13 protein-coding genes are annotated in these 12,191 nt (G+C 49.3%); 7 read left to right on the top strand and 6 right to left on the bottom strand.

Going from position 1 to position 12,191, the window contains the following annotated elements:
* Positions 1–110: 110 nt before the first annotated feature.
* Positions 111–431 carry a hypothetical protein gene (locus ACN4EK_RS16795; RefSeq protein WP_431659184.1) on the top strand — a complete coding sequence of 107 codons (321 nt, stop codon included), beginning with the start codon at positions 111–113 and terminating at the stop codon, positions 429–431.
* 20 nt (positions 432–451) lie between these two features.
* Here ACN4EK_RS16795 and ACN4EK_RS16790 read toward each other — a convergent pair whose 3' ends face one another.
* Positions 452–790 (bottom strand): MGMT family protein, encoded by a 339-nt coding sequence (locus ACN4EK_RS16790; RefSeq protein ID WP_431659183.1) that lies wholly within the window; start codon positions 788–790, stop codon positions 452–454.
* A 15-nt stretch (positions 791–805) separates the two neighbouring features.
* Positions 806–1,288, bottom strand: a complete 483-nt coding sequence (locus ACN4EK_RS16785; RefSeq protein WP_431659182.1) for a hypothetical protein — start codon at positions 1,286–1,288, stop codon at positions 806–808.
* 381 nt (positions 1,289–1,669) lie between these two features.
* Here ACN4EK_RS16785 and ACN4EK_RS16780 point away from each other — a divergent pair, with 381 nt between their 5' ends.
* Entirely contained in the window at positions 1,670–2,143 is a 474-nt protein-coding gene (locus ACN4EK_RS16780; RefSeq protein WP_431659181.1) for a globin family protein, read from the top strand.
* Between the two features lie 189 nt (positions 2,144–2,332).
* Positions 2,333–3,040, top strand: coding sequence for a phycobilisome rod-core linker polypeptide (locus ACN4EK_RS16775; RefSeq protein WP_431659180.1), 708 nt, complete (start codon positions 2,333–2,335; stop codon positions 3,038–3,040).
* A gap of 84 nt (positions 3,041–3,124) precedes the next feature.
* Here the strand turns inward: ACN4EK_RS16775 and ACN4EK_RS16770 are convergent, their stop codons facing one another.
* Together ACN4EK_RS16770 and ACN4EK_RS16765 are read right to left on the bottom strand one after the other, a co-directional pair.
* The gene (locus ACN4EK_RS16770; protein ID WP_431659179.1) at positions 3,125–3,943 is read right to left on the bottom strand and encodes an alpha/beta fold hydrolase; all 819 of its coding nucleotides are present in this window, start codon (positions 3,941–3,943) and stop codon (positions 3,125–3,127) included.
* Positions 3,944–4,063: 120 nt separating this feature from the next.
* Entirely contained in the window at positions 4,064–4,786 is a 723-nt protein-coding gene (locus ACN4EK_RS16765; protein WP_431659178.1) for a lysophospholipid acyltransferase family protein, read from the bottom strand.
* Positions 4,787–5,289: 503 nt separating this feature from the next.
* On the opposite strand from ACN4EK_RS16765, the gene metG reads away from it, so the two are divergent.
* The 3 genes from metG to lptC all read left to right on the top strand — a co-directional run bounded on the left by metG (position 5,290) and on the right by lptC (position 8,917).
* Positions 5,290–6,879, top strand: a complete 1,590-nt coding sequence (gene metG / locus ACN4EK_RS16760) for a methionine--tRNA ligase (protein WP_431659177.1) — start codon at positions 5,290–5,292, stop codon at positions 6,877–6,879.
* A gap of 99 nt (positions 6,880–6,978) precedes the next feature.
* Positions 6,979–7,596: a LabA-like NYN domain-containing protein gene (locus tag ACN4EK_RS16755; protein ID WP_431659176.1), complete on the top strand. Its 618-nt coding sequence runs from the start codon at positions 6,979–6,981 to the stop codon at positions 7,594–7,596.
* Positions 7,597–7,750: 154 nt separating this feature from the next.
* Entirely contained in the window at positions 7,751–8,917 is a 1,167-nt protein-coding gene (gene lptC / locus ACN4EK_RS16750) for an LPS export ABC transporter periplasmic protein LptC (protein ID WP_431659175.1), read from the top strand.
* A 2-nt stretch (positions 8,918–8,919) separates the two neighbouring features.
* On the opposite strand, the gene ACN4EK_RS16745 is transcribed toward lptC, so the two are convergent.
* Positions 8,920–9,672, bottom strand: coding sequence for an ABC transporter permease (locus ACN4EK_RS16745; protein WP_431659174.1), 753 nt, complete (start codon positions 9,670–9,672; stop codon positions 8,920–8,922).
* Between the two features lie 282 nt (positions 9,673–9,954).
* Here ACN4EK_RS16745 and ACN4EK_RS16740 point away from each other — a divergent pair, with 282 nt between their 5' ends.
* Positions 9,955–10,578: a DUF3172 domain-containing protein gene (locus tag ACN4EK_RS16740; RefSeq protein WP_431659172.1), complete on the top strand. Its 624-nt coding sequence runs from the start codon at positions 9,955–9,957 to the stop codon at positions 10,576–10,578.
* Here ACN4EK_RS16740 and ACN4EK_RS16735 read toward each other — a convergent pair whose 3' ends face one another.
* Entirely contained in the window at positions 10,579–12,042 is a 1,464-nt protein-coding gene (locus tag ACN4EK_RS16735; protein ID WP_431659171.1) for an alpha-amylase, read from the bottom strand.
* Positions 12,043–12,191: the final 149 nt, after the last annotated feature.

Raw genomic sequence — 12,191 nt, 5'->3', positions numbered from 1 at the left:
AATTTCCCTCAAGTGAACATAAAACTTTAAGGGAAGATCCTGGGTTTCACCGTATGGTTACGTCAGTCAAATCCGATTAGATCAGGGTATCGTCCCCTGAGGCTCCCTCTATGTCTCTCGAACTTACGGCTAGTGACACTTTTCGCCTAGAACGGTTACGGCTCCAACGATTTCGCTCCTTTTTCCCGGAAACGTTACTGTCGTGTTTCCTGCACCTCCAACAAAACCATACCCTGGCGATTCACTGTGCCGAACCCTGGATGGTCGATCAACTGCTCACGGACATGAGTGAACTACGCTGGTATGCCTGGATGATCGTCGGAGCCAAACGCTTATCTATTTACTTTGCTCAGGAAGAAATTTATAAAGTCTCCACTCGGTATCCCAGCCGTCGGCTACATAGATTAACGAGCAAAAAACAACCGATTTAACCCCATCTCTTGACTATGGCTTACAGGGTGCTCCGCTCTACCGGCAATGCCTCAACCCGCCAGATATAGGTTGGTAGGGAAATCCGCCCTTGAACATTAAACTGAATGCCTTCTTGCTCTAGCAACGATCGCTGGAGATGGTCACTGCCAAATCGTCGCGGGGATTGAGAAACTTCACCTTTAGCATTCACCACCCGATGCCAGGGTAGTTCCAGATCAGGAGCAACTCGATACAACGCATACCCGACTAACCGAGCTTGACCAGGCAGATTCGCCAACTCCGCCACTTGCCCATAGGTCGCTACCCGACCATACGGAATTTGACCCACTACCTGATAAATCGCCTCGTAGGCAGACATCGCTACAGTCTACCGTTACAACGATCGCACAAATTCTCGGACGGTTTGAGTCCAGGTTTCCAGAGGTTGACTCTCAGCCGGGGGTAGGGCAGCGATCGTAAAGACGTAATAAATTTCGCCAGCATCATCCACTTCAAAGTTGGCAGCAAATTCCTTTGCCCAACTGTCCAAACACTGACGGGCGATCGCTGGCTCTAATCGCATGGCAGCAGAACAGTGCATCACTGATAACCGTCCCTGATGTTGCCGAACTAATTGGAAGAAGCGATCGCGCCTTGCCTGGAGTTCGGCTCTACCACCTGTATGCAGCAACCAGCCCCCCAAAGCCACCGGAACCAAGCCACAAAAAACCATCAGTGTCCATAGCAGCGCCAGCAGAATGCCAGATGGATGGGCGATCGCCATGCCAAGGAGAATGCCGCCGGAGACGGTACCACCACCCACCAGAAACAGGCTACCCAGTACCTTGCCAACTTTCCCCCAAACCTGATTCAGCATCACTTAGCCCCCCAGCATTACAACAGTCGCCACGATTATCTCCAGCCTAACTCGGACTACCCAAAACGGTTGGTCATGGCGAAGTAGGGATTCTCCCCCATCTTCCCCCACTTCCCCATTCACGTTAATTCTCTGGCAAATGTTAAGAACTACTGCGTTGTATTGAGAATCACTGCAAACTGTTGGATCGATTTTTCCCTCAGGGCAGTCTGGAATTGAACAAGCAACCTGACACTCAGTTCACCCACGATCGTAATCACCCAATCCTTAGATAGATCATCGGTAGATCATCGGTTGCTCGGCGATCGTAACTGATGTTTTCATTGTTTCCATCCCACCATATTCATCCTCTACTGAAGTTCAATTAAGTCCTGGAGCCTTATGCAAACGCTGAATCACACTTTGGAAAAAAGCATTTTGGATGCGGATGGTCGTTATCTGGATGCCCAGGGGCTTTATTCTTTAGAAAATTATTGTCAAAGCTATAAAACTCGCCTGGAAACCTATCAGCATCTACGGGATCATAGCGATAAGTTAATCATTCAAGCGTTGCGTAAACTCGCTCAAACCTACCCCGAATTGATCCAGCAACATGGACCTCGCTGTAAGTACGACATGGCAGAGGTTCTGCGTTATATCGCCCTATCGGTATTGCGCGATGATGAGACATTTTTCAAAGAACAGATGGTGGTTTGGCTAGATACCATTCTGCTTGCCCATAAACGCAATGCTCACTGTGTTGTGGCTTACCGGAATTTGCAAGCTGCCGTTGCTAGTGCGCTCCCTGCCTCTGATGTGAATTTAATTCGTCCCTTCCTGGATGTCGTGATTCAAACACTCGAAACCCACGCATAGAGACAAATTTTAATCCTCGTAGAATCAGCCTCAGGTCGTTAGCACTCACTACCTGACGGATTGTTCTGCCTAGCGATTCTTTTCCTTGCCCCTATCCTTAAAGTTCTGCAACAGCTTTTTAAGCGCTGAATCTGCTTCCTTGCCCCTAATGTTTCTCAGGTGAATCGTCAACCGTTTGAGGGCACATTCATGAATTTCCCAACTCCAATCACTGTTAACCGTTATTCCAAACCTGAAGAGCGCCAAGCAGCGCTTTATCAGATTTACCGTCAGGTGTTGGAACGCCAACCCTATGCCTATGAACATAAGTTGTTAGCTAAGGCAGAAAAAGAATTTTTAGCCGACAAAATCGGGGTCAGGCGATTTTTAAAGGAATTAGGACGCTCCCCTGTATACCTGAATTCCTTTTATCACAACTCATCCAATATGAAGTTCCTGGAATTATGCTTCAAGCACTTTTTAGGACGTGCCCCAGCCAACCAGGATGAAATTCAGTTTTACTGCAATATTTTGATGCATGAAGGGGTGGAGCAAATGATCACCACCCTGTTGGATTCGGAGGAATACCGCAAGGCATTTGGCTGCTTTACGGTTCCCTATCCCCGCCATCAAAAGTATTACGAGTCGCCTAAAGCCTATATGGAGACTCATTTCCTTAACCATGAGTTTATTAGCCAACGGGGTCGCGTTGTGCCTACCATCTACTGGCACCAGCTCGGCTTAAACTGTAATGCTGGCGTTTGTCGTCATCCTGAAGCGGACGAACAGGTTACTGTCAGCGTCTCCGCCGAAGAGGTAGCTAAATTATTACAACTCCTCCAAACGGCACCGCCCGATCGCACGATCGCCTCCCTCTCTCCCGAGCAACGCGCCCGACTAAGACAAGCGATCGGCTAAACCATCCAGTTCGTCCTGGTGCTAAACCGTAGGGATGTTACCTATAGCGTCCCTACAAGTTCTAGGCAATCCAGCTTCTACCCATCATCCTGATACAACTGCCGACACCAACTCAGACCTGGGTTGAAGAAAATCGTGAGTTTGTAGAATCTCATAGAGATTCACGTCCGCTTCGAGTAAACAGGCATGACCGCTTTTCGGTAACGTCAGTGTTTTAGCATTCGGGAGAATCTGGCTCAGGCGTTGGGCTTCCGTCCCCGAGGGTAACAATCGATCGGCTAACCCGGCAATTAACAAGACGGGCTGGGTTAATTGTTTTAACTGGGTTTCGGGGATATAAAACTCGTGCAGTAATGCCAACCGCCAGATCGAGGTTTTTTGCGGCACAGATTGCACAGCGCGTAATAACGCACGACGATCCTCCGATGCCAGTCGTTCCAGGTTTGCCAGCAGGGTCATCAGCCCGATCGACGACCAGTGATACAGCAAATGTGGCAACCAGCGGGTGACTTGAGATCCCCAAGACAACCACATCTGTTGATTAAAGGATGAAGCCGGATTGACCAGAATAATGCGCTCAAACAGATCAGGGGAATGGAGCGCGACTTTCATCGCCAGACAGCCGCCAAACGACTCACCGCACAAATAAATCGATCGTCCGGGAGATTGCTCCAACTCTGCTTGAATCAACTCCACCACAATCTCAGTTAACTCATCCCAACTGGTCAAATCATCCGGCGGAATGGCTAAACAACGAACATCAAACCCCCGCTCTAAGCCAGCCGTTTGAGTTCTAAGTAATTGTCCTGTCCCATCCATCCCTGGCAAGAACACAAATAGGGGATAAGTGGGCTGAAGCCGGGAGGGCGTGAGTAAACAGGGGTGGCTTTGGACAGTCAGCATGATCGAGGAAGAGCGAGAGAACAAAAAATTGAGGGAATGGGCAGGATAAACAACGAGGAGAGTGCTTCAGGGAGATTACCTCCCATCCTCAGCCCATATTAAGCATTGTAAACAATCAGATCAATAACATCCCTGTTGCAGCAGTTGTTGAATTTCAGCATGGCAATGGTCAGTTAATTCTGTCACGATGGACTTCGCTTGTTTTCCTTGATAAAGTTCCCGTTGAGCAGGACTGATCCAGCAAGGACGACCAATTAACAGGTTGACCCGACGATAAATCACCATGGGATGCCAGCCTTCTTGGGCAAACAGAGGTTCTGAGGGATCAAATAAACTCAGCAGTCGTAAGGGAAATGCCAGATCATCAATTTCCTCGTAGGAGGCGATCGCAACGGGTAAGATCGTCAGATTCGGTACAGGAGCCCGTAATGCTAAGTGAGCAAATCCCCGTTGAAATGCCCCTGTTGTATTCGGAGCGGTACGGGTAATCATAGTTTGTGCCCCTGCCGGAAATACGCCAACGGCTTGTTGAGCCTGGAGCAGTTGAGTGGCTCGATCGAAAAAGCTATGCTGCCGTTGCTCAGGGGCATCCAATGGGAAACAACCAAGCTGATGCACTAATTCTCGAAGACCCGGCACCTGTCCCATGTAGTGATGGCAGGCAAACCGAATTGGTCGATTAACGGCTGCCATTAGCAAGGGGGCATCCATAAAACTGCGGTGGTTGCTGATAATCAGCATGGCACCATCGGTAGGCACCCGATCCTCGTAATGCCGATACACCCGAGTACCAAGAGCCGCTAGGAGAAACTGAGAAAGGTGAAGAGGGCTGTGAAAACGCATCAGCGATCGATTCAGCAAGAGGCTGTACTAGACAAAAGTTCTTAGTTAAGTGTTAACATTTCTTAATGCAACTCAACCAATATCTCAGGATAGATCTGCGGTATGCAGTTCGCCTCCGGGTGGCTGCGTCAAAGAGTAGAAACGATCGAATTTGAACTGAAACAAGCCATTAGAAGTTACTTTTCTGGTTTCTTCCAAGCCATGCAAATCGCCTAGCTCTACATCAGTAGAATGCCTATAAACATTGGCTTATTTTAAGATTGTGGCAAGGAATCAAGGGAGGTTTACGGTTAAAATTGTGTAGTAGAGATACAACTAATCTGGCGAATTACGTCACTTTATCTATCCTAGCCATTAGTAGTTACTAATATGCCGGGATTGCCTCCTGGGGTTAGGATGACTTAGTGTTTCATAGCTATAAACACTCAAAATACACCTGTTGAATCAAAGCCCCTAACCGCTCTACTTGTAAGATTTTGAATGGGGTTTGCCGCGTATCATCCATGACTTCTCCAGAAAATAATAACGCTCGATTTACTGTTACTACTCCGCTTTACTACGTTAATGACTTACCTCACGTCGGTAGCGCCTATCCGACGATCGCGGCTGATGTGCTCACCAGATTTCAACGGTTGCAAGGGCACCCAGCCTTAATGATTACGGGTACGGATGAGCATGGACAAAAAATTCAACGTACCGCAGAAAGTTTAGGACGAACGCCCCAGAGCCATTGTGACCAGATTGTGCCGGAGTTTGAAGCCCTCTGGCATAAGCTCGATATTCACTACGATCGCTTCATTCGCACCAGTGATCCTCGTCATGCGGCGATCGTCAAGCAGTTTTTTCAGCGCGTCTGGGATCACGGCGATATTTACCTGGGGCAACAAACCGGGTGGTACTGCGTTGCCTGTGAAGAGTTCAAAGAAGAACGGGAACTGTTAGACGACCATCGCTGCCCGATCCATACCAACCGCCCAGCCGAATGGCGGGATGAGCAAAACTATTTCTTTCGGCTCTCCAGTTACCAAAGCAAACTGGAGCAACTCTATGCCGATCGACCGGACTTTATCCAACCCGAAAGTCGCCGGAATGAAGTTCTGAGCTTTGTCAGCCAGGGGTTACAAGACTTTTCCATTTCGCGGGTGCATCTAGATTGGGGCATTCCTATGCCGACTGACCCCAGCCATACGCTTTACGTTTGGTTCGATGCGCTCTTGGGCTATATCACTGCCCTATTAGAACCCGAGGAAGAACCAACACTGGAGAATGCCCTGGCTCGCTGGTGGCCGATTAATCTGCATTTGATTGGTAAAGACATCCTGCGATTTCATGTGGTCTACTGGCCAGCCATGCTGATGTCCGCTGGCCTCTCTGTGCCCGATCGCGTGTTTGGACATGGCTTTTTAACCAAAGATGGACACAAGATGGGGAAGTCCCTTGGTAATGTGCTTGATCCCTTTGAGTTAGTCGATCGCTATGGTGCGGATGCTGTCCGCTATTATTTCCTTAAAGAGATTGAATTTGGTCGGGATGGCGACTTTAGCGAAACCCGCTTTATTAATATTGTCAATGCGGATCTGGCGAACGATTTGGGTAATTTGCTCAATCGCACCCTCAAGATGGTACACAAATACTTTGAGGGTAAAGTCCCAGAACCCCAAACCGCTGCCTGGACAGAGAACCCCCTAGCTTTGATAGGACGGGATTTGAGCGATCGGGTAACTCAAGCCTATAATGCACTTGCCTTTAATCAAGCCTGTGATGCCATCCTGACTCTGGCTCGGACGGGCAACAAGTACATTGATGACCAAGCCCCCTGGACACTTTACAAACAAGGACATCACCAAACCGTCGGTCATGTTCTTTATACCGTCCTAGAAGCTGTACGTTTGGCAGCTTATCTCCTTGCCCCCATTACACCCTGCCTCAGTAGTGCAATCTACAAACAATTGGGATTCTCAGCGATCGATTTTAATCAACTCAATTTGATCCCTGAATCTGCCCCGTTTAAACCTCATGCTGATTGGGGAACGTTGCCGCCACTCCAAGCCCTCGATGAACCCAAACCGGTGTTTCAACGGCTAGAGGCTTGAAGGGCATCATTTAGAAATGGACCTATTACTCACTTAGTTCACGTTCTTACTGTTCATTCCATAACCAACTCTTTCATAAAAAATTGAGGCATTCTCGCCATGTTAAACAACAACAGCAACATAGAACATAACGAATCTGTATTTACCCCGCAGCAAGTCTTAGAAAATCGGGGGCGAGTGGCGATTTTTATCGATGGATCAAATCTTTTCTATGCTGCCCTACAACTGGGGATTGAGATTGATTACACTAAGTTGCTCTGTCGGTTAACGGCGGGTTCCCGCTTGTTACGATCGTTTTTCTATACGGGGGTCGATCGCACCAATGAAAAGCAGCAGGGGTTTTTGCTCTGGATGCGCCGGAATGGCTATCGGGTGATTTCTAAGGATTTGGTGCAGTTGCCCGATGGCTCCAAGAAAGCCAACCTGGATGTCGAAATTGCTGTCGATATGATGTCTCTCGTTGGCTCCTATGATACGGCTGTCCTGGTTAGTGGGGATGGGGATCTGGCATACGCCGTTAATGCGGTCAGCTACCGAGGGGTGCGGGTAGAGGTCGTCAGTCTGCGATCAATGACGAGTGATAGCTTGATTAATGTGGCAGATCGCTATATTGATCTCGATAGCATCAAAGAAGATATTCAAAAAACACCGAGAAGCTATACCTATCGTCCGTTATCCAGCATTGGACTAATTGATGAAATTCCCCAGGATAGCTAATTGACACCCCCCAGGCTAGGACTGACCCAATGGTCAGCAGGATTGCGATCGCGTTAAGATTTTGAACTCTAACCCTTGAACTTTTGCGGCAGTTTTGGGTCTAAAGAGTTAAACCCGCTCTGCAATTCTGCCTAGCCGGAAGGTGCTGTAACCCATGTCCATGCTGTCAAACTCCAGAAATCGTCGGATAGCCAGTGCGATCGGGCTGTCGCTATCCATCCTTGCTGTTCCGGTAGTGATTGGCTCTTGCAACAATCAAAGCCAGATTGCTCAGCAGATTGCTGAAGATACGAAGGATGTAGACAACTTCGATACCAATTTCACCTTCAATGATGTCACCTTAGAAGATTTTAATCCAAAAGGAGAATTATGGTGGCGGGTCAAAGCCATTCGCGCCAATTACAACAAGGATAAAAAGTTGGCACTGGTACAGCAGCCCAATGGCGAGTTTTACCAGGATGGCAAACTGATTATTCGCGCCACGGCTGAAAAGGGGGAAGTTCAGCAAAACGGGAAGACGATTTTTCTGCGGGGCAATATTGTGGCGACGGATGTTCGCGATGGCATGGTCTTGAAGGGTAACGAGTTGGAATGGCGACCGAAGGAGGAGTTGCTGTTAATTCGGGACAACGTCACCGGCACCCATAAAGAGGTAGATGCTTCCGCCAATGCTGGACGCTATCTGACCCGCAAGCGCGAACTGACCTTAGACGGGAAGGTTGCCGCCAATGTAAAAAATCCCCGGCTGTTGGTCAATACCGAGCAGTTAGTCTGGCTCGTCACCCAGCAGCAGTTAATCAGCGATCGCCCCTTAACCATGGATCGGTATAAGAGCAAAGACGATAAAACAGTGACGGATCAAGCCCGCGCCAACCGGGGCAGCATGAATCTGAAAACCGAAACCGTGACGATCGCTCAAAACGCTCAATTAGTCATGACCAAACCTGCCTTAAATGTGGCTGGGAATGAGGTGAGCTGGAATTTAAAATCCCAGATGATTACCTCCAGTCAGCCGATTGAGATTATCAACCGTGATCAGCAAGTCACCCTGAACGGCGATCGCGGCGAACTGGATTTAACCACCCAGGTCTTTTATTTGTTTGGTAATGTACGGGGGTATGGAGCGCGAAATGGTGCCCGCCTGACCGCTGATCGGTTGAAATGGACTGATCCCACCCAGCAATTTGAGGCGGAAGGAAGTGTCACCTATAGCCAAGCCCAACCCCCCTTCAGTACGGCTGGACCAAAAGCCTCCGGCAGAATGAGCGATCAGTCCGTGGTTGTCAGTGGCGGCAGAGTTGTTTCCGAATTTGTGCCCTAAGCTTAATCTTGCTGATGGGAGAACTGGTACGCTCCCGCGATCGCCAGGAGGATGGCAACCACTAGCAAAATCGGGATGACATACCAGGGAAATTGTACCAAAGGTAGGTAGGCCGCCGAGCGGAGTCCCAAACTGGTGTAGGTGAGCGGTAACACATAGACGATCGCTTTCAGAACGGGGGGGAGGGTTGCCGGATCAAAAAACGTCCCACCCAGAAACGACATCGGCACAATCACGAAATTGTTGTAGATGCCAACACTTTCCAGGGATTTGACATTCAGCCCCACGATTACCCCTAATCCAGCAAATACCGCAGAATTCAGGATCAAAACCAGCAGGAACAGGGGATTGAGGAAACTCCAAATCTTTCCTGTGAACAGAATCGCCACTAGAATCACCGAGCCAGACGTGAGTAGCCCCCGTACTACCCCTGCCAGCATCTTACCCGTATGCAGCGCTAAGGGATGCACTGGCATCAACATCAGTTCTTCAAAGGTTTTGCTAAACAAGCGATCGCCGCAAATTGAAAACGTTGTGCCGCCAAAGCTAATCACCATCGACGATAGAGCTACCATCCCCGGCAAGATGAACTGAAGATAGTTATCCCCCGCCGCCGGTTTCATGGTGGCATCCAGCGCACTCCCCAACCCTAAACCAAAGCCGACAATATAGATCAGGGGTGAGACTAACCCCGATGCCGCCACCTGCACCAATCGCACCCGTAGATCCAGCCAATCGCCCCAAAATACTGTCAACGTATCACTCCACAAAGTCCGGAGCCGCGATCGGCGATAATTTCTCTGAGCTTGATGTGCCACTGGTGCGTTCACTGTGCCAATTCCCTATCCATGTACGCTGATCCATTGTGCCATTCCCGATCGCTCCCCAAGTAGCCTCAATCTCTTGTTAACGTGTAAGCAGCAATGGAATAAAATTTTTTCGCCTCGTCCTTCCTCATCTCCCCCCCACCCCACGCTCTCTCATCTCCCCCACCCTCCCTACCCAAACTGCTATAGTCATACCAACACGGCATTCAAATGACCATGAAACGTAAACCCCGGTCTTCCACTCCCAATTACCGTTACGATCGCGAACCTGAGCGTAATCGTGAGCGTGAGTTTTTTGATGAACCGCCGATGCCGGACTCCACCTCTAAACGCGGCGGCAACAAACCGAATCGCTCCCTGGCGTTTAATGCCACAACCCTCGCCGTATTGGCAGGAGTGTTGATTTTGGGTATCGGTATCGGTTTAGGGTTTAACTCAGTTGCCAGTACCGTCGGCAGTGGCGAGAAGATCGTTAACCAAATTGATCTGGACTTAAAGGCTCCCAACTCCGACATCTGTGTGCAGTACGGAGCCAGCGCGATCGTCATGAACACGCGGATCTTTGTCACCTTGAATCCGCTGAACGTGTTTGTGTCTCAGCCGACGACGCAACCGGGCTGTGTCCTGCGAACGAATAACTGGGCAATTCTAGAGCAACGGGGTCTGTTGAAGAACGAACAGGCACGGGATTGTAAGCAACGGATGAATACCTTCGGATTTACAGGGCAACTGGAAACATCACCGGAAATCGATTGCGTTTACCAGAATGATGCCGCGAAGAATCTGTTCTTGAGTCAGCCCGGACTGAGCGCTCCAGAAAACCAACGGTTCTAACTAGGCAGGGATCCAGACAGAAACCGAGCCACCGCGACAGCGAAACTCTCCCCATCCTGCTGCATTCGTAGTGATGGGGTCAGGAATATGGTTAGTCAGGTCAATAAACACCGTGTTGGGCTGACCTACTTCCATCCACTTGTAGCCAGCCTCGCCATTGCTCATGATCACTGCCATTGGCTGGGGATGCTGCTCCGTTCCTAGACGAGTCCAGCCGATCGTCGTAGGATGATCAAAATAATCATATTGATCGCCGTAGGCATGATGGCGGCGGGCATACAGGAACCGATCGATCAGCCAGCGATGGGAAACCATCTCAATGGTATAGCCGCGATCGCGATACTCTGCCCCATAGTAATCGGCATAGAACACACAGGGATATCCTTCTCGCCGTAACAGGATCAGGGCATAGGCAAGCGGCTTAAACCAGGGTTCCACTACCGACTCCAGGGCTTGCAAGGGTTGGGAGTCGTGATTTTCCACAAAGGTCACTGCCAGAGATGGCTGCTGCTGCATCAATGTGCCATCCAGAAGCCGCCGCATGTCATAGGAATTTCCGGCTTTACTGGCAACGTGGAAATTGTAGTGCAAGGGCACATCAAACACTGACATTCTACCGCCCGTGACTCCCAGATACCAGTGCAAAACGTTGATATCTGCCGACCAGTATTCGCCCACCACAAAGAGATCGTTGCTTACATAGCGCCGTAACTCATCCAGCCATTGCACAAAGAACCAGGATGAGATGTGCTTTAAGGCATCCAGACGGAAGCCATCAACTCCGGTCGTGTCTAAATACCATTTACCCCAGTTGGTAATTTCCTGACGCACCTCTTCGTTCTCGTAGTCCAAATCACAGCCTAACAGAAAGGCAAAATTTCCTTTCTCTAAGCTGACAAAGTTATCAAAGCTCTTACCGTCTAAGAGATATACGGAACTGTAATCGTCGGGGCGGTAATGGTTATAGTTCACAGCATCAAAGTGCCACCAGTGCCACTCCAAACTGGAATATTTCCCTTGCCGATCGGGAAAGTTGAAATAGGTATAGGCTTCGATCTCTTGATAATCCCCGTTCTGTTGATAGCGATTGTCTGCCTGGAATGGGGTTGCCATCACTTTTTCTGTTGCATCTCCCCCATCTTTGTGATTCAACACCGCATCGGCATAGACTTGAATTCCAGCCGTTTGCAGCGATCGCACTGCCGCTAAATATTGCTGACGAGTGCCATACTTTGTCCGAATCGTATCCTTCTGATCAAATTCGCCCAAGTCAAACAGGTCATATACGCCATAGCCCACATCATTCGCTCCACCACTGCCCTTATAGGCAGGCGGCAACCAAATCGCGGTAAACCCAGCGTCCGCTAACTCTGAGGCTTTAGCGGCAATATCCTCCCAGTGGCTACCATCGGCGGGAGTGTACCAGTGGAAATATTGCATCATCGTACCGTTCGTCTCGGTCATGCTACACCTCAGGGGCAGATAGATTTTTCTCTAGTGATCAATTGCCCATCACTATAACGGGTTTGATGATCCACCGATCCTAACCACGCTAACCTGGAGAAATAGTCTGCTAAGTCTAGAACAGGTTAAAATTTACTGCTTCTAAGGTA

This window comes from Pantanalinema rosaneae CENA516, assembly GCF_050753385.1.
Classification (GTDB): domain Bacteria; phylum Cyanobacteriota; class Cyanobacteriia; order Leptolyngbyales; family Leptolyngbyaceae; genus Pantanalinema; species Pantanalinema rosaneae.
This window is presented reverse-complemented; position numbering and strand designations above follow the sequence as displayed.

Excerpts from the sequence above, each read along its gene's own strand:
- ACN4EK_RS16775 (WP_431659180.1), top strand. The coding sequence starts at position 2,333 with ATGAATTTCCCAACTCCAATCACTGTTAACCGTTATTCCAAACCTGAA.
- metG (WP_431659177.1), top strand. The coding sequence starts at position 5,290 with ATGACTTCTCCAGAAAATAATAACGCTCGATTTACTGTTACTACTCCG.
- ACN4EK_RS16740 (WP_431659172.1), top strand. The coding sequence starts at position 9,955 with ATGACCATGAAACGTAAACCCCGGTCTTCCACTCCCAATTACCGTTAC.
- ACN4EK_RS16755 (WP_431659176.1), top strand. The coding sequence starts at position 6,979 with ATGTTAAACAACAACAGCAACATAGAACATAACGAATCTGTATTTACC.
- lptC (WP_431659175.1), top strand. The coding sequence starts at position 7,751 with ATGTCCATGCTGTCAAACTCCAGAAATCGTCGGATAGCCAGTGCGATC.
- ACN4EK_RS16790 (WP_431659183.1), bottom strand. The coding sequence starts at position 790 with ATGTCTGCCTACGAGGCGATTTATCAGGTAGTGGGTCAAATTCCGTAT.
- ACN4EK_RS16780 (WP_431659181.1), top strand. The coding sequence starts at position 1,670 with ATGCAAACGCTGAATCACACTTTGGAAAAAAGCATTTTGGATGCGGAT.
- ACN4EK_RS16785 (WP_431659182.1), bottom strand. The coding sequence starts at position 1,288 with ATGCTGAATCAGGTTTGGGGGAAAGTTGGCAAGGTACTGGGTAGCCTG.
- ACN4EK_RS16795 (WP_431659184.1), top strand. The coding sequence starts at position 111 with ATGTCTCTCGAACTTACGGCTAGTGACACTTTTCGCCTAGAACGGTTA.
- ACN4EK_RS16735 (WP_431659171.1), bottom strand. The coding sequence starts at position 12,042 with ATGACCGAGACGAACGGTACGATGATGCAATATTTCCACTGGTACACT.
- ACN4EK_RS16770 (WP_431659179.1), bottom strand. The coding sequence starts at position 3,943 with ATGCTGACTGTCCAAAGCCACCCCTGTTTACTCACGCCCTCCCGGCTT.
- ACN4EK_RS16765 (WP_431659178.1), bottom strand. The coding sequence starts at position 4,786 with ATGCGTTTTCACAGCCCTCTTCACCTTTCTCAGTTTCTCCTAGCGGCT.